Here is a 16890-nt window from a genome sequence, read left to right as displayed (position 1 = left end):
GAGATAATGATGATAGAGTTATTAATTCTGTTGGCACCTTTAGCAGCCCTATTAATTAATGGTATATTCGGAAGGCTTTACATTAAAAACAATGCTCATTACATTGCAATAGCAGGTGTTCTTGTGTCTCTACTTGTTTCTCTGATTACTTTTGTCAGAGTCATGGGGGGACATACTGTAGATACTGTAGTATATGAGTGGGTTTTAGCCGGAGATATAAAGATACCTTTTGGAATACTTGTAGACCAACTAACGGCTTACATGCTTGTGGTGGTAACTTTTGTAAGTACTATGGTACATATATACTCCATTGGCTACATGCACGATGATCCTGGTTACTGGAGATTTTTCACATATCTTTCAATATTTACATTTTCAATGTTAGTTCTTGTATTAGGTAATAATTTCCTAATGCTTTTTGTTGGTTGGGAGTTAGTTGGACTGTCCTCTTACCTTCTTATCGGTTTCTGGTATGAGAAGAAGAGTGCAGCAGATGCCAACAAAAAGGCATTTGTAGTAAACAGGATAGGGGACTTTGGTTTTTATGTTGGCTTGCTTTTAGTGTTGGTAACTTTTAGAAGTCTAAACTATTCAGATGCCTTTAATCATGAAGCGATAGTGCATGTTAAAGAAGCAACATTTAAAGTTTTTGGTGCGAATTTAAGCCTATTGGATTTAATGACTTTTGGGCTTTTCTGCGGTGCAATTGGCAAATCTGCCCAATTTCCACTTCATGTGTGGCTACCTGATGCAATGGAAGGTCCTACACCGGTTTCAGCCCTTATACATGCTGCTACAATGGTAACGGCAGGTGTTTATATGGTTGCTAGGTGCAATCCATTATTTGCTGAAGCCCATATTACAAGTAATATAGTCGTCTATATAGGTATGTTCACTGCATTATTGGGTGCTACAATAGGTCTTACTCAGTTTGACCTTAAGAGAATCCTTGCCTACTCCACTGTTAGTCAGCTTGGATATATGATAATGGCTACTGGTGCAGGAGCATACATAGCTGCAATTTTCCACCTTTTTACTCATGCATTCTTTAAAGGGCTTCTTTTCTTAGGTTCAGGTAGTGTAATGCATGCAATGGAAAATGATCTTGATGTTAGGAAAATGGGTGGACTTAAGGCTAAGATGCCTATTACAAGATGGACATATTTAATAGGATGTATGGCAATTTCTGGTGCGGTTCCATTGATGTCAGGGTGGTTCTCAAAAGATGAAATCCTTGCAATGACATTTGCAAGCGGACACTATTTCCCATGGTTTGTGACAGCTGTTGTTGGTGGAATGACTGCATTTTATATGTTTAGGTCATACTTCCTTGTATTTGAGGGCACACCAAGGGATAAACATAAGTTTGATCATGCACATGAATCACCACTAACAATGACTGTTCCATTAATATTACTTTCTATACCAGCAATTTTCGCTGGACTAGTGTTTGGTCTTCCATTAGAAAATGGTATTATCCATAAAATGCTTTCTCATGTTGTAGCTGGTCATGGTGAAGGCGGACATCATCTAAGCCATGCAACAACATATGGTTTAATGGCTCTTTCAACCGTTATCGGTATAATAGGTATTTACATAGCTTATGTATTTTATGTTCAAAAACCGGATGTATTGCCTGCTAAGACTGCTAAGGCTGCAGGTCCGATTTACAAATTATTCTACAACAAATGGTATTTTGACGAGATATATCAGGCATTCATAATTAACCCATTGGTCATGATATCAAAATTCTTATGGAAAGGTTTTGATGCCAATGTTATTGACTTTATTGTCAATGCATTCGGATGGGTGGCAAAGTTTCTCGGTAGCGTGCTTAGACATCTACAGACCGGGAGAATTCAAACATATATATTTAGCATGGTAGTAGGTGTCATCCTGCTGCTAACAATATTCTACATAGGTTAGGGGGCAGAGTATGATGGCGAATATTTTGACTATATTAATCTTCTTCCCGGTTTTAGCTGCATTCTTTCTCTTCCTCTTTTTTAGAAGTGGAAAGGCTACAATGTGGGGTGCATTTATTGCAAGTATTATCGAGCTCGTGTTGACAATGCCGCTTATGACAAATTTTGATAAATCTAATCCTGGCATGCAGTTTGTTGAAAAGTACGACTGGATCAGCTCATTTGGCATTCAGTACTATGTTGGGGTAGATGGCATTTCGATTTTAATGGTATTTTTAACCACATTGCTTACTGCAATAGCTATTTTGGGCTCATTTACATATATTCAAAAGAGACAAAGAGAGTTTTACATTGCAATGCTTATATTGGAAGCAGCAATGGTAGGTGTATTTGTCGCACTTGACTTTTTCCTCTTTTACATTTTGTGGGAAGCAATGCTAATTCCTATGTACTTGATAATCGGTGTATGGGGTGGTGCAAGAAGGATTTATGCTGCAGTTAAATTCTTTCTTTATACACTTGCAGGTTCTGTATTTATGATGCTTGCAATTATCGCACTGTATTTCAAACATGGTAGCATTACTGGAAATTACACATTTGATATTCTCGCGATATCAAGCCAATCTTATGGTGGAGGATTGTTTGAAACATTAGTATTTTTGGCATTCTTTGTTGGCTTTGCTATAAAGGTTCCAATGTTTCCGGTACACACATGGTTACCTGATGCACACGTTGAAGCACCGACTGCGGGTTCAGTAATACTTGCTGGTGTACTTCTTAAAATGGGTACTTACGGACTTTTAAGGTTCTGCTTGCCTATCACACCTATTGCGTCTATTAACTTTATGCCTTTTGTTGCAATACTTTCCGTAATTGCGATAATTTATGGTGCTCTTGTGGCCATGGTTCAGGAGGACATAAAGAAACTAGTTGCTTATTCATCAGTTAGCCACATGGGTTTTGTAACACTTGGAATTTATGCGTTCAACCAGTCAGGTATAGAAGGTGGTATTCTTCAAATGTTTAATCATGGTATTATTACGGGTGCACTCTTCCTACTTATCGGTTTGTTATATGAAAGGACTCATACAAGGATGATTGCAGATTACGGCGGAATTGCATCAAAGGTTCCAGTATATGCTACAATTTTCTTGATATTTACAATGGGGTCAATCGGTCTACCAAGTATGGGTGGCTTTATTGGTGAGTTTTTAGTACTGGTAGGAAGCTTCAAAGCATTTTCAAATATGGCAATCATAGCAGCTTCAGGGGTAATTTTTGCTGCTGTGTATATGCTATGGATGTATCAGAGAGTGTTCTTCCAGTCTTACAACACTGGTTTACACAATTTGACTGATATGAATGTAAGGGAAGTAATTTATATAATGCCTCTAATAATTTTGGTATTTTGGACAGGTATATACCCAGAGACCTTTACTTCTTATATGCATGAGAGTGTAAAACAGCTGGTAGAACAGATTCAAAGTATCAAAGTAGCGATGAATTAAGGGAGGGGATAAGATGGGTCAGAGTATAGTTTCAATTTTACCAGAAATATTGATGACCATTTTCGGATTAATGCTTATTGTTATTGATGTTATGAGTAAGGATGAGAAAAAGTCCGGAGTTGGATATTTTGGAATCGCTTTTATCCTCCTAACGCTGCTAGCATCTGTGCCAGTTGGAGGTTTTAAGATTGTTGGGTTTGATCAGATGTTAGTGTGGGATTCGTATGCATATGCATTTTTCATAGTATTTGCAATTGCCTATATCCTAACCACGCTTGGCTCTGTAGACTACTTGAAAGCTAATGGCATAAATAAGGGTGAGTATTATACTATCCTATATTTTAGTATAATTGGCATGATGTTTATGGTAAGCGCTACAGACCTTTCTGTACTTTACTTAGGTCTTGAAACAATGGCAATTGCTATGTACATAATGGCTGGTTTCAATAAAAAGGATAAGAGATCAAATGAAGCTGGGATTAAGTATTTCATAATTGGTGCTTTTTCATCAGGTATACTGTTGTACGGCTTAACTTATGTGTATGGTTATACTGGAAGTACAAAGTATTCTGTCATAGCTGAAATGTTGAGAACAAACGGCGTAGAAAACTTGAACATTAAGCTTGGTCTTGTAATGATGCTTGCAGGATTTGCATTTAAAATTTCTGCTGTGCCATTTCATATGTGGGCTCCGGATGTGTATTCAGGAGCACCAACACCGGTTACAGGGTTTATGACTGTAGCACCAAAAGCTGCTGCATTCGGCGCCCTTATAAGATTTGTAATGGTTGCTCTTGAACCAGCAAGTGTTCAGTGGCAATTATTTTTCTCCATCTTAGCTGTTCTTACAATGACTTATGGTAACCTTGTGGCTATTGCACAAAACAATGTTAAAAGAATGTTAGCTTACTCCGCAATTTCACATGCAGGTTATATGCTAATTGGCCTTGTTGCTGCAAATGATTTAGGATATAAAGCGATTGCCCTTTATATGATTATTTATGGTTTTATGAATATTGGTGCTTTTACGATACTTGGACAGCTTAAAAATAAAGGAATAATTGATGATGAAAGACTTGAAAGTTTTGCAGGTCTTTCCAAAAAGCATCCACTTGCTTCACTTGCAATGTTAATATTTATGTTTTCACTCGCAGGTATTCCGCCATTGGCTGGATTTGTTGGTAAATTTTATATATTTTCCGCTGCCATTAAGAGTGGACTTGTGTGGCTTGCTATAGTCGGTGTGGTAAATAGTGCGATTGCTTGTTACTACTACATGAGAGTAACAATTTACATGTACTTCAAAGAGGCTGAATACGATGCTTCAATTGAAATGAAGCCTGCCAGCTCAATTGCTACTTTTATCGCAGTTGTATTTGTCCTTTTAATTGGTGTATTTCCATCATTTTTCATAAACATAGTAAAAATGATGTTAGTATAGGGTGAGGTATGGAAATAACAATTAAAGAAGCATTGGAAGATGCTAAAAGAAAGGAAGAGTTAGCTTACGAGTTTTATATGAAGCTTTATGACTACGTAAGTGACTTGGGCGCCAAAACAATAATAAAAGAGCTTGCAGAAGAAGAGGTTAAGCATAAAAATCTTATTCAGGAGATGATTGATACCGGTAAGATTGACAGTGTGGGGCTTGATACAAAATACTACTATACAGACCTTGGCATTACTAACCTTGTCCTTCCAAAAGTTATTACTGAGGATATGTCAGTGCAGGATGTTCTGAGAATAGCTATGAAGCATGAGGATAATTCAAGGGTATTTTATGAAAAACTCGCAGAAAAATATAGTGGTACCCCTGCTGAGGAAGTATTTAATCGACTCGCTGTTGAGGAGTCGTTACACAGAAATACGATACAAAAGATGTACGAGGATATAGTTCTCAGTGAGAATTAAAAAGCAGGCCTAAAAGCCTGCTTTTTTTATAAGTGGTGAGGATGTTTTTTCACAATTTCAGATGCAGTTAAAAGCTCTGAAAGTATACCTTCATCGCTAATCTTTTTATAGGCTTCTGAAAAATCATCTTCACTTACCTGATAGTGTGGGGGAATATTGTTCAAAGTTATGGCAACAATATCAAGTATACAATCTCTACAAGTGCATATAGTGTCATCATTTTCAATGAGCTGAATTAAAAGTTCCCAGACCCTTTTCTCATTGATATTGTGTATTTTGTCATAATCGTATATATTAATTTTCGGCATAAAACCCCCTTTGTACCAACATAATACATTTTACCATCGGAGGTATAAAATGCAAGGAAAAATAGCAGTAATTGGCGGTGGAAGTTGGGGCACTGCACTTGGTAATCTTATGTCCGAAAATGATTACAACGTAACAATATATGCATTAGAACAAGAAGTAGTGAGAGGTATAAATCTATACAATGAAAATCCACTATTTTTAAAAGGTTCAATACTTGACAAAAATCTTAAAGCTGAATTTTTAGAAAAGTTTAAGGGAGGGTATGACAAAGTTTTATGGGCAGTGCCAACTCAATTTACAAGAGAGACTTTGAAGAAGATGGGCAGTTTATTGGCAGGTAAATCGATAATAGTGGCAACAAAAGGGATTGAAATAAATACGGGTGAGCTAATAATAGAGATTATTTCAGATATGATAGATGCTAATCTGTCAATTCTTTCAGGTCCTTCATTTGCAAAAGAGGTGGCAAACAGGAAACCGACTGCAGTAAGTATTGCATCAAAAGATAAAAGAGAGGCAGAAAAATGGCAAGAAATACTGTCAAATTCATATTTTAGAGCTTATACAACTGATGACGTAGTGGGAGTAGAAGTTGGAGGTGCAATAAAAAACGTAATAGCCATTGCTACAGGTATTTGCGACGGTTTACAACTTGGACACAATGCAAGGGCAGGAATTATTACACGCGGTCTTGCAGAAATAACAAGACTTGGTATTAGTCTTGGTGGCAAAAAGGAAACCTTTATGGGCTTAAGTGGCATGGGTGATTTAGTATTAACATGTACGGGAGATTTAAGTAGAAATAGAAGTGTAGGACTTAAGATAGCAGAGGGGTATACACTCGAAGAAATATTAAAAAATATGAAAATGGTGGCTGAAGGGGTTTTTACAGCAAAAGCAGTAAAAAATCTTTCCGAAAAGCTGAATATAGAGATGCCAATATCAAACGAAATATACGAAATACTTTACAACAATAAAAATCCTAAACAATCGTTGTTAGATTTAATGAATAGACCACTAAAAGAGGAGCATGCCTGATTAGGCATGCTTCCTTTCAACCTTTTTTAACCAACCTTTTTTATCCTTAATTTTACCATATTGCAGACCGGTATAATATTCATATATCTTTTTAGAGATAGGACCAATCTGACCGTTGCCGACAGTTAAAGATGTACCGTCTTCAAAAACATATTCACCCACAGGTGAAATTACTGCAGCAGTGCCAAAGCCGCCTGCTTCGACAATTTTACCAGCTTTTACGTCATTTATAAACTCATCTATTTTTATTCTTTTCTGAATAACATTTAAACCAAGTTCATTAGCAAGCTCAATAATTGATAGAGATGTTATAGATTTTAAAATTGTATCTGTAAATTCAGGTATAACAACAGTGCCGTCAGCAGTTATGTGATAGTGGTTCATAGCTCCCGCTTCTTCAATGTATGTGTTTGTAGTATCAAGGTATAATACCTGATTTGCTCCGAATTTTTTTGCAAACTCACCAGCTCTGAGAGAAGCGGCATAATTACCGGCAGCTTTTGCATAGCCAGTGCCACCTGGGGTAGCTCTATGAAATTTTTTAGTAATTAATAACCTAATAGGCTTTGAAAAACCATCAGGATAGTAAGGGCCGCTTGGAGAAAGAATAACAGCAAATTTATATTTTGCACCCGGGTGCACGCCTAAGGAATCATCCACTGAAAACATAAAAGGTCTAATGTAGAGTGAGGCACCTTCCTGCAATGGAAACCACAGTCTATCAACATCTATTAATGTATGTATAGCTTCAATCTGAAAATCTACAGGAATATTTGGCATACAAAGACAGTCCGCTGAAATGTTTAATCGTTCAGCATTTTTGTCAACTCTAAAGGTATAAATTTCGTTATCAGGGTGCATAAAAGCCTTAGCACCTTCAAAAATTGCTTGAGCATAATGAAGAACAATTGCGCCTGGTGCAATACTGAAGTCAGAATATGGTATAACATGAGCATTTTTCCATTCGTTATCGATATAATCTGCCACAAACATATGGTCAGTACGAAGTTTTCCAAAAGGTAATTTCTCTTTTGGAGCAAGTTGTGACTGAAGTCTCTCTGAGCTATCTTTTAATTTTAAATTTATCTTCATAACTACCCCCATATTAGTGATAGATATGATATTTCTAACTAATAAAAAAGTCAAGCAACTGTTTTAACTAAAGATTATTAAATGGTATATTGTAAATTTTCAAGGCGATAATCAACATCGTAATACCTATAATCAATTCAAGTATTTTCCAGGAGAGTTGCCTTTGAAAAATAGGAGCAAATAATTTTGCACCATAACCTAAGGAGAAGAAAAATACGAAAGAGGCAAGCATAGCACCAATGACAAAATAATACTTATAATTGCCATATTGAACAGAAATAGAGCCCAACAATAAGACTGTGTCTAAGTAAACGTGAGGGTTAAGCCAGGTAAAACCTAATGTTAATATTATAATACTTTTAATATTGCTATTAACTTGATTTGTCATTTCTAATGAATGTGACTTAGTTAAAGCAGAGTATAAATTTAATAATCCATAATATGTTAAAAAAATTACACCAAAATATTTAGTAACCACTAATAGCATAGGCATTTTTTTTACTATGAAGCCAAGTCCTGAAACACCAACAAATATAAGAAAGGCATCTGACAATGCACAGATAATGCATATTAAAAAAATATGATTATTTTTGATTCCTTGCTTTAAAACGAAGGCATTTTGTGCACCTATAGCCAGTATTAATGAAAACCCCAGTGTAAATCCGTTTATAAATGAACCATAAAAAGTCATTCAGCTCTTATATATAAAAGGGAATATTTTGCAAGTTTAAAAATAAAAAGAGTATTTTTGACTTAAATCAAGTTAATAGTTTTTTTCTATGTTATATTATGATTAACAAAAGCAGAAGGAGGAAAACATGAGTATGTTTTGTTATCAATGTTCAGAAGCGTCAAAAGGTGTAGGATGTAATATTAAAGGGGTATGTGGTAAAAATGACGAAGTAGCTACCCTGCAAGATTGTTTGGTTTATACCCTAAAAGGTCTATCATATGTGGCAATCAAAGCCAGAGAAAAAGGTATTAATACTGAAGAGGCGGATTTATTTGTATTGGAAGGGCTTTTTTCTACAATTACAAACGTGAATTTTGACCCTGAGAGATTTGTTGAATACAACAAAAAAGCATTAAAATTAAGAGATGAATTGGCTGAGAAAGTTGGCGATTTAAGCGGTGCTCCTGATGCAGTTACATGGAAATCAAATCAGACTAAAGAAGATTTTCTTGCAAAAGGTACTGCAGTAGGCGTTTTGTCTGAAGCAAATGAAGATATCAGGTCACTGAAAGAGCTTATTATCTACGGACTTAAAGGTGTTGCAGCGTATGCTGACCATGCATATGTGTTAAAGTATAAAAATAGTGAAATAACTGAATTTACTGAAAAAGCACTTGTTGAAACTTTGAGAAAAGATATTACTGTTGATGAGTTGGTTGCATTGACACTTAAAACAGGTGAGATAGCGGTTAAAACTATGGCACTACTTGATGAAGCTAATACTACAAAATATGGCAAGCCTGAAATTACGGAAGTGTATACAGGATTATATGAAGGTCCCGGTATTCTTGTGAGCGGTCACGACCTTTTGGATTTGGAAGAGCTTTTGATTCAGACCGAAGGCACAGGCGTGAAGGTATACACACATGGTGAGATGCTTCCTGCTCATGCTTATCCTGAGTTTAAAAAGTATAAGCATTTGGCCGGCAATTTTGGGACAGCTTGGTTTAATCAGACAAAAGAATTTCCTCTTTTTAACGGTCCCATCCTTTTTACAACTAACTGTATTGTTCCACCAAAGGACGAATATAAAGATAGAATATTTACAACAGGGCTTGTTGGCTGGCCTGGTATAAAACATATCCCAAATGCGCCTGAAGGGAAAATGAAAGACTTTTCTGCAATGATTCAAATGGCTAAAGATTTGGGCGGACTTACTCCTATTGAAGGGAAAAAGATAGTTATCGGTTTTGCTCATGACCAGGTATTAAGCCTTGCTGATAAAGTTATTGATGCCGTTCAGAGTGGTGCAATAAAAAGATTTGTAGTAATGGCTGGTTGTGACGGAAGGTTGAAAGAGAGAGAATACTATACTGAGCTTGCTAAAAAGCTTCCTAAAGAGGCTGTAATTTTGACTGCCGGTTGTGCAAAATACAGATACAATATGCTTGACTTAGGTGATATTGGTGGTATCCCAAGAGTGCTTGATGCAGGCCAGTGTAACGACTCATATTCGTTAGCCTATATTGCATTGAAATTAAAAGAGGCTTTAGGGCTTGATGATATAAATGACTTGCCGATTTCATATGATATTGCATGGTATGAGCAAAAAGCTGTATGTGTACTATTGGCACTTCTTTACTTAGGTGTTAAAGGTATCAGGCTTGGACCAGTCCTTCCTGCATTTTTATCACCAAATGTTGCCAAAGTATTGGTAGAAAACTTCGACATTAAGCCAATCGGCTCAGTAGATGAAGATTTAGAAGCAATAATGGCAGGAAAATAAGGTAAAAAAAGGGCGGCTATTTGTCGCCCTTTATATTTTTAAGAAACATATAAATTGAGCTAAAATCTTTTTCAGAATACCCCATATTTGAGGCTATACTATATATATTTTTAGTACAATTACTCAAGATAGGCAGGCTATATTTCTCAAACATTTCATCCGCATAGTTTAAATCTTTTAAAAGTGTTTTCAAATCAAAGTGAGCATCAAAGTTTTCAGTTAAAAGTTTTTCTTTTTTAGCATTAAATATTAATGAGTTGCCCGCACCATTTTCTAAAACTTCCATAATATTGTTTTTTTCAATACCTATTTTTTCACCAAAGGCGAGTGCTTCAGAAATTGCAAACATAATATTTGACATTACGAGATTGTTTATCAGCTTCAGCTTTGTTGCCAACCCCTCTTTGGTAAAGTGAATAACTTTTTTTCCAATGTGTTTTAAAATATGCTCTATTTTTCCAAAAACATCATCCCCGCATGAAGCAAGGACTGTAAGCTGACCGTTTAAAGCAGGGACTACACTTCCAATAACGGGAGCTTCAACATAAGAAGAGTTTAAATCAGAAAGTTTTTGATGAAAATTTAAAACACTTTCAAAATGATTTGTAGTGGTATCTATTATGATTTTATTATTTAAACCAAAATTGATAAGACCATTTTCTCCAAATAGAATCTCATCAACCGCTATGCTGTCAGAAAGGTTAAGAATAATAATATCGTTTTCTGCAATCTCTTTAAGACTACTTGCCTTGATTTTTACATTTTTTACTTTTTCAAAAGTCCTGTTAAAACCCACAATATCATAGTAACTACTAAGGTTAGTAGCTATTGCAGAGCCAAGCTTTCCAAGACCTACGAATGAAATTTTCATGTTAACCTCCTACTTGCATATTTTATAACCTATTTTTCTTAAAATCAATGGTTGGAGAAATTACCACATTAAAAAGAGAATAAAAAACAATTTATAATGGCATTTTATTTCAATATTGTTTGACATATTTTTGTAATAGTGATAACTTATAACTGAAGCATTGCTTCAGTAAAAATATGAGGTGAATTAACATGAGTAACACAGGTACCGTTAAGTGGTTCAACGATTCAAAAGGCTATGGTTTTATCACTAGTTCAACTGGAGAGGATGTATTCGTACATTACTCAGCTATCACAATGGAAGGCTTCAAGTCTTTAAAAGAGGGTGATAAGGTTACATTTGAAGTAGTAGAAGGACCAAAAGGACCACAAGCAGCTAATGTTTCAAAAGCATAATTGAAACTAAGGCTTTAAACTGATTAAAAGATATATCCGCCTCATTGAGGCGGATTTTTTATTTTCTGAAAAAGATATTTAAGAGTATGGTCAATATTATACTTATGATTATTGATGTAGTAAGGGGAAAATAGAAACTGAAATTTCCTTTCTTAAAATAAATATCTCCAAATAATCTTCCTAATCCTATTTTTTCTCCTGCGATAAAAATAAACCCTGCGATTATAAATATTACCCCTAAAAGAATTAACATCCGTCCTATACCTGGGTTCATACAGCCTCCACAGAGTTGTCAGATTCAATCCTATTAATTAGTTGATTACTTAATTGTTTGTCATATCTGTCAGTTTCGCTGAATATACATCCGCAATATTGTTGCCTGTAGATTTCCATACTTTTTGATTTTTCAATCCCTGTTTTCCAACCTTCTCTGAAGTCATAGTAGTAAAAACCTACATTGTATTTTTTGGAGTATTTTTCACAAATTTTGATAATTTCTTCATGGTTTTGATATTTACTATACAGAAGTGAAGAGGAAAAACAATCATAACCCTTTTCTGCAGCATACTTTGCAACATTTTTAATTCTTATATCATAACAGAATGAGCATCTTTTTCTGCTGTCTAAAAATTCACTGTTTAAAAATACTGTTAAACCGTATTCATTTGATACCAAACATTTTAAATTATAATAACGGGAAACATCTATTGCTCCGTTTAGTCTTTTATATAATTCGTGCATAGGATGGATATTGGGATTGTAAAAGTAAGTTGTTACATCGAAACCATTTTCGAGTAATATTTCAATAGGGTAAATAGAACAGGGGCCACAGCACTGATGGAGCAATATTTTCATATTACTATTTCTCATCCATAGAAAGTTCGGTTAAAACTCCGTTGGTTGACTTGGGATGAACGAAAGCCACCAATTTGTGATGTGCACCTTTTAGAGGAGTTTCGTTTATTAATTTAAACCCATCTTTCTTTAACATTTCAAGTGCCTTACCTAAATCTTGAACATCATAACAAATATGATGAATCCCCTCACCATTTTTTTCTATATATTTGAATATGGGGCTGTCTTCAGAAGTAGGTTCCAACAATTCAATATTACTTTCACCAATCTTAATGAAAGCAACTTTTACTTTTTGACTTGCAACCTCTTCAAAATGGTATGGTTTAGCCCCCATGCTTTCATAAAATGCGAGAGAATTTTCAAGATTTTTTACTGCGACTCCAATATGGTCTATTTTGTTTAACATAACTCCCCCTTAATACTTATGATAATAGTTTATTTATAATTTCATTGACCAGCTTTGGATTAGCTTTCCCTTTTGTCTCTTTCATTACTTGGCCAACAAAAAATCCCATCAATTTTTGTTCACCATTTCTAAAACGTTCGGCTTCTTTTGGAGAGTTTTCTATGATTTTACATATTATTGACTCAAGCTCACTGTCATCTGATATCTGCACCAGCCCCTTTTCTTCAATAATAACTGAAGGATTTTTGCCAGTTTCAATCACTTCTTCAAAAACATCTTTTGCAATTTTACCGCTTATCTTACCTTCATCAATTAGTTTTACGATTTCTGCAAGGTATTCCGGAGTTATCCCTGCATCAAAAATGTCACAGCCTTTATCGTTTACCACTCTCAATAGTTCTGACATTATCCAGTTTGACACTTTTTTAGGGCTATTTACGAGATTAACTGTTTCTTCAAAGTATGTTGCATAAGATTTTACACTGGTTAATACAGATGCATCATATTCCGGCAGTCTATAATCGTTGATAAATTTTTCTTTTAATTCATCTGGTAAAATTGGGAGAGTTTCTCTTATACTTTCAATAAAATCGTCATCAAGTACTAAAGGTACCAAATCAGGGTCTGGAAAATATCTGTAGTCATGAGCTTCTTCTTTGCTTCGCATCGAAATTGTTACATTTTTATCCGGGTCCCATAGCCTTGTTTCCTGGACTATTTTCCCGCCTTCTTTTATTACTTTGATTTGTCTTTTTATCTCATATTCGATAGCTTTTTGAACATTTTTAAATGAATTCATATTTTTTATTTCTGTTTTTGTGCCAAACTCTTTTTGGCCAACTGGACGCACTGAAATATTGGCATCACATCTTAGTGAGCCTTCTTCCATATTGCAGTCAGAGACTTCTATATATTCAAGTATAGATTTGAGCTTTTGCAAATACTCTTTAGCTTCCTCTCCGCTTCTCATGTCAGGTTCACTGACTATTTCCATAAGGGGTACACCTGTCCTGTTTAAATCGATAAAGCTCGAAGAAGAGTCTCCGAGATTTTCGCCGTGTATTGATTTTCCGGCATCTTCTTCCATATGTATTCTTGTTATACCTATTCTTTTTACTTTGCCGTCAATGTTTATATCGATATATCCATGCTCACAAATAGGCAACTCATATTGAGATATTTGATAACCTTTTGGCAAATCAGGATAAAAGTAATTTTTTCTGGCAAAGATATTTTTTTTGTTTATTCTGCAGTTTAATGCAAGTCCCGCTTTTGTGGTGTATTCAACTACTTTTTTATTTAAAACGGGCAACACCCCCGGCATCCCAAGACATACAGGGCAAACATTTGAATTTGACTGAGAACCAAATTTTGTAGAGCAACTGCAAAATATTTTTGAATCAGTTCCAAGCTGAACATGAACCTCCAAACCGATAACCGCTTCAAAATCCATATCTAAAGACTCCTTTATAATATCTATTTAATATAAATTATTTTTAATTTACCCAAATGCCGGTAGCGATTTCCGACAATTCGCTTTTATCTACATCTTCAATTATATAAATATACGCATCAATGCACGAGTCATTATGTGCTCTATAGCACTTCCCCAAAACACGCTTTAGGTAGTATTCCACATTATCAAGGAGCTTAAACACTGCTTTTGTGTTGAAAAAAGTTAAAATTTCCCCATGAATTTTATTATTCCCCTGAGGAATATAAACAGGTCTGTTTTGATATTTGTAAAGAGTTCCGTATGTATAACCTTTTTCAATGTTTAAAACATACTTTTTATACATAGGGAAGAAAATACCGTCAGATTTTAATTGCCCGTAAAAAAAGATTTTATCTACAAATTTCATCTATTATGTCCTGTAATCAGTATTAATTTTTACATATTCATATGTCAAGTCGCAAGTGTAGACACTAAAAGATTTTTTTCCTACGTTTAAGTCAATTGTTATTTTGTACTCGTTGTTTTTCATAATTTCGTGAGCTTTATTTTCAATATTAACATCAATAATTGTCGATTTTGACACATAGTGTAGTTTGTTAAAATATATATCAATGTTATCCGGATCAATCTCTATTAGTGATGCTCCCACTGACGCCAAAAGTCTTCCCCAGTTTGGATCAGCGCCGAAAAACATAGTTTTAACGAGTGGAGAATTCGCTATTTTAAAAGCACATTTTTTAGCATCTTCCTCAGTTTTAGCATTTTTAATTTCTATTTCTACAAGTTTAGTTGCGCCTTCACCATCTTTTACTATCATTTTTGCAAGAGTCAGGCATACGAAAGTCAAAGCAGCTTCAAACTTTTTTAAGTCGTCAGCGGAATTAATTGCTATCCCACTGAGTCCATTGGCAAAAATATAAACAGAGTCGTTTGTACTCATATCCCCGTCAACAGTAATTTTGTTAAAGCTATTTCCTACTGCATTGCTTAACGCTTTTGATAGAGTATTTTTGTCGATTAATGCATCGGTAGTGATAAATGCCAACATAGTGGCCATAGATGGAGATATCATTCCGGCACCTTTTGCCGCACCACCTATTACATATGCACCGTTTTCAGTTTCTACAAGGACAGCAATGCTTTTGGAATAGGAGTCTGTGGTCATAATAGCTTCATTAAAGCCGTCGTGATAATCTTCAATATTTTCTATTAATTCATTCGACTTATCAATAAACTTATTGGCAGGCAGTTGATTTCCTATCACACCTGTTGAAGCCATTAAAAGTGAGTTGGGTGGTAATTTTAATTTATTTTCATAATGCTTAATAATGTTAAGCGTATTTTCTATTCCTTGCTTACCCGTGCAGGCATTTGCGTTGCCGCTATTTACGATTATTCCTCTAAACTCGTCATTTTTGGTGAGTAAATCTTTACAGACAATTACCGGGGCAGCTTTGACTCTGTTTTCCGTAAAAGTTGCAGCTACAGTACAGGGGGACTCACTTAAAAGTATCCCTAAATCCTTTTTTGTACTGTTTTTACCTTTAATATCAGCAGAAATTCCTGCAGAGCTGAAACCGATAGGTGTGCATACCCCACCGTTTTTAATTTCGTTAAACTGATTTTTCATAAAAGTCCGTCCTTTTCATCAAAGCCGGCAGCTATGTTCATATTTTGCACTGCCTGACCGCTCGCACCTTTAATAAGATTGTCGATACAGCTTACTATAATTACAATATTTCCTTCTTCAAAAATGTTTATATCCACGAAATTTGTCCCGGATACATCCTTAATGGTTGGGATTGAGTCGTCCTTTCTTACCCTTACGAATATAGAGTTTTTATAGTAATCTTCAAGGATGGTTTTTAATTTTATATTGCTTGTTTTTTTTAGATAAATTGTACTTTCTATCCCTCTGTTAACGGGGAGTAAGTGAGGCGTGAATGTAATATGCGTATTATTTAGAGCTTTTGAAAGGATAAAATCTATTTCAGGGTTATGCCTGTGGGAAAAAATTCCGTAGGGCTTAAAATCTTCATTTACTTCACAAAAATGTGTTTTTGCACTAGGATTTTTTCCAGCTCCGCTTACCCCTGACTTAGAATCTGCTACAATAAAATTATTATCAACAACCCTCTCTTTAAGCAGTGGAAATAGTGGGACGATTACAGAAGTAGGGTAACAACCAGGGTTTGCAATTAGCCGTGCCTGTTTTATTTCATTATAAAATATTTCAGGTATCCCATAAACACTTTGCTCAAGAATATCGGCAGCATTATGCGGTGTATTATAAGTTTTTTCATACACTGCCTGGTCTTTTATCCTAAAATCTGCACTTAAATCTATTACCAATTTACCTTTTTTGTAAAAAAAACTGGCAGCATCCTGGGATGCACCATGTGGCAAACACAAAAATACCGCATCGACTTTATCTGATATGTTATTATAATTATTCGATTCAAGAGTTAAATCACAAATTTTTGTAAGATACGGGTATATATTGCTTATTTTGCTACCGGCTGAGCTATCGCTTGTAACTGCTGAAATTTTAGCAGAAGAATGCCTTGCCAATATTTTGATTAATTCAAACCCTGTGTATCCGGTTGCTCCGATTATTCCAACGCGCATATTTGCATCCTTTTTAAAAAATATTTACAACCTTTAT

The 16890-nt window shown here is 35.1% G+C and carries 18 protein-coding genes; 7 read left to right on the top strand and 11 right to left on the bottom strand.

Features of this window, described 5'->3' with window-relative positions; all coding sequences use genetic code 11:
* Positions 1-9 precede the first annotated feature (9 nt).
* From nuoL to LF845_RS01770, 4 genes are read left to right on the top strand one after another with little or no spacing between them, the layout of a single operon-like run.
* Entirely contained in the window at positions 10-1926 is a 1917-nt protein-coding gene (gene nuoL, locus LF845_RS01785; RefSeq protein ID WP_463062121.1) for an NADH-quinone oxidoreductase subunit L, read from the top strand.
* A gap of 10 nt (positions 1927-1936) precedes the next feature.
* The gene (locus tag LF845_RS01780; RefSeq protein WP_242819275.1) at positions 1937-3433 is read left to right on the top strand and encodes an NADH-quinone oxidoreductase subunit M; all 1497 of its coding nucleotides are present in this window, start codon (positions 1937-1939) and stop codon (positions 3431-3433) included.
* A gap of 13 nt (positions 3434-3446) precedes the next feature.
* The gene (locus tag LF845_RS01775) at positions 3447-4874 is read left to right on the top strand and encodes an NADH-quinone oxidoreductase subunit N (RefSeq protein WP_242819274.1); all 1428 of its coding nucleotides are present in this window, start codon (positions 3447-3449) and stop codon (positions 4872-4874) included.
* 8 nt (positions 4875-4882) lie between these two features.
* Positions 4883-5344: a ferritin family protein gene (locus LF845_RS01770; protein ID WP_242819273.1), complete on the top strand. Its 462-nt coding sequence runs from the start codon at positions 4883-4885 to the stop codon at positions 5342-5344.
* 26 nt (positions 5345-5370) lie between these two features.
* Here the strand turns inward: LF845_RS01770 and LF845_RS01765 are convergent, their stop codons facing one another.
* The gene (locus LF845_RS01765; RefSeq protein WP_242819272.1) at positions 5371-5652 is read right to left on the bottom strand and encodes a late competence development ComFB family protein; all 282 of its coding nucleotides are present in this window, start codon (positions 5650-5652) and stop codon (positions 5371-5373) included.
* Between the two features lie 49 nt (positions 5653-5701).
* Between LF845_RS01765 and LF845_RS01760 the strand changes: the two genes are divergently transcribed.
* On the top strand, positions 5702-6691 hold the full coding sequence (locus LF845_RS01760) for an NAD(P)H-dependent glycerol-3-phosphate dehydrogenase (protein WP_242819271.1): 990 nt from the start codon (positions 5702-5704) through the stop codon (positions 6689-6691).
* Here the strand turns inward: LF845_RS01760 and LF845_RS01755 are convergent, their stop codons facing one another.
* Together LF845_RS01755 and LF845_RS01750 are read right to left on the bottom strand one after the other, a co-directional pair.
* Entirely contained in the window at positions 6692-7783 is a 1092-nt protein-coding gene (locus LF845_RS01755; RefSeq protein WP_242819270.1) for a branched-chain amino acid aminotransferase, read from the bottom strand.
* 67 nt (positions 7784-7850) lie between these two features.
* Entirely contained in the window at positions 7851-8474 is a 624-nt protein-coding gene (locus LF845_RS01750; RefSeq protein WP_242819269.1) for a LysE/ArgO family amino acid transporter, read from the bottom strand.
* Between the two features lie 133 nt (positions 8475-8607).
* On the opposite strand from LF845_RS01750, the gene hcp reads away from it, so the two are divergent.
* Complete coding sequence (gene hcp, locus LF845_RS01745; RefSeq protein ID WP_423220566.1) at positions 8608-10242, top strand: hydroxylamine reductase; 1635 nt, start codon at positions 8608-8610, stop codon at positions 10240-10242.
* Positions 10243-10258: 16 nt separating this feature from the next.
* Here the strand turns inward: hcp and LF845_RS01740 are convergent, their stop codons facing one another.
* Complete coding sequence (locus LF845_RS01740; protein WP_242819267.1) at positions 10259-11113, bottom strand: NAD(P)-dependent oxidoreductase; 855 nt, start codon at positions 11111-11113, stop codon at positions 10259-10261.
* 191 nt (positions 11114-11304) lie between these two features.
* On the opposite strand from LF845_RS01740, the gene LF845_RS01735 reads away from it, so the two are divergent.
* On the top strand, positions 11305-11508 hold the full coding sequence (locus tag LF845_RS01735) for a cold-shock protein (protein ID WP_242819266.1): 204 nt from the start codon (positions 11305-11307) through the stop codon (positions 11506-11508).
* 58 nt (positions 11509-11566) lie between these two features.
* Here the strand turns inward: LF845_RS01735 and LF845_RS01730 are convergent, their stop codons facing one another.
* Genes LF845_RS01730 through argC form a run of 7 tightly spaced genes read right to left on the bottom strand, consistent with a single transcriptional unit; the run spans position 11567 to position 16853 of the window.
* Complete coding sequence (locus LF845_RS01730; RefSeq protein ID WP_242819265.1) at positions 11567-11782, bottom strand: DUF2905 family protein; 216 nt, start codon at positions 11780-11782, stop codon at positions 11567-11569.
* Positions 11779-12363: an epoxyqueuosine reductase QueH gene (locus tag LF845_RS01725; protein ID WP_242819264.1), complete on the bottom strand. Its 585-nt coding sequence runs from the start codon at positions 12361-12363 to the stop codon at positions 11779-11781. The genes LF845_RS01730 and LF845_RS01725 overlap by 4 nt, the downstream gene beginning before the upstream one ends.
* Positions 12364-12367: 4 nt before the next feature.
* The gene (mce, locus tag LF845_RS01720; RefSeq protein ID WP_242819263.1) at positions 12368-12769 is read right to left on the bottom strand and encodes a methylmalonyl-CoA epimerase; all 402 of its coding nucleotides are present in this window, start codon (positions 12767-12769) and stop codon (positions 12368-12370) included.
* 16 nt (positions 12770-12785) lie between these two features.
* Complete coding sequence (gatB, locus tag LF845_RS01715; protein ID WP_242819262.1) at positions 12786-14222, bottom strand: Asp-tRNA(Asn)/Glu-tRNA(Gln) amidotransferase subunit GatB; 1437 nt, start codon at positions 14220-14222, stop codon at positions 12786-12788.
* A 43-nt stretch (positions 14223-14265) separates the two neighbouring features.
* Complete coding sequence (locus tag LF845_RS01710) at positions 14266-14631, bottom strand: gamma-glutamylcyclotransferase family protein (RefSeq protein WP_242819261.1); 366 nt, start codon at positions 14629-14631, stop codon at positions 14266-14268.
* A 3-nt stretch (positions 14632-14634) separates the two neighbouring features.
* Positions 14635-15855: a bifunctional glutamate N-acetyltransferase/amino-acid acetyltransferase ArgJ gene (gene argJ, locus LF845_RS01705; RefSeq protein ID WP_242819260.1), complete on the bottom strand. Its 1221-nt coding sequence runs from the start codon at positions 15853-15855 to the stop codon at positions 14635-14637.
* Positions 15852-16853 (bottom strand): N-acetyl-gamma-glutamyl-phosphate reductase, encoded by a 1002-nt coding sequence (gene argC, locus LF845_RS01700; protein WP_242819259.1) that lies wholly within the window; start codon positions 16851-16853, stop codon positions 15852-15854. Before argC ends, argJ begins: the two co-directional genes overlap by 4 nt.
* Between the last annotated feature and the right edge of the window lie 37 nt (positions 16854-16890).

The sequence above is a fragment of the Deferrivibrio essentukiensis genome, assembly GCF_020480685.1.
GTDB lineage: Bacteria > Chrysiogenota > Deferribacteres > Deferribacterales > Deferrivibrionaceae > Deferrivibrio > Deferrivibrio essentukiensis.
The sequence above is the reverse complement of the archived record's forward strand: the minus strand, read 5'-3'. Positions and strand labels throughout refer to the sequence as shown.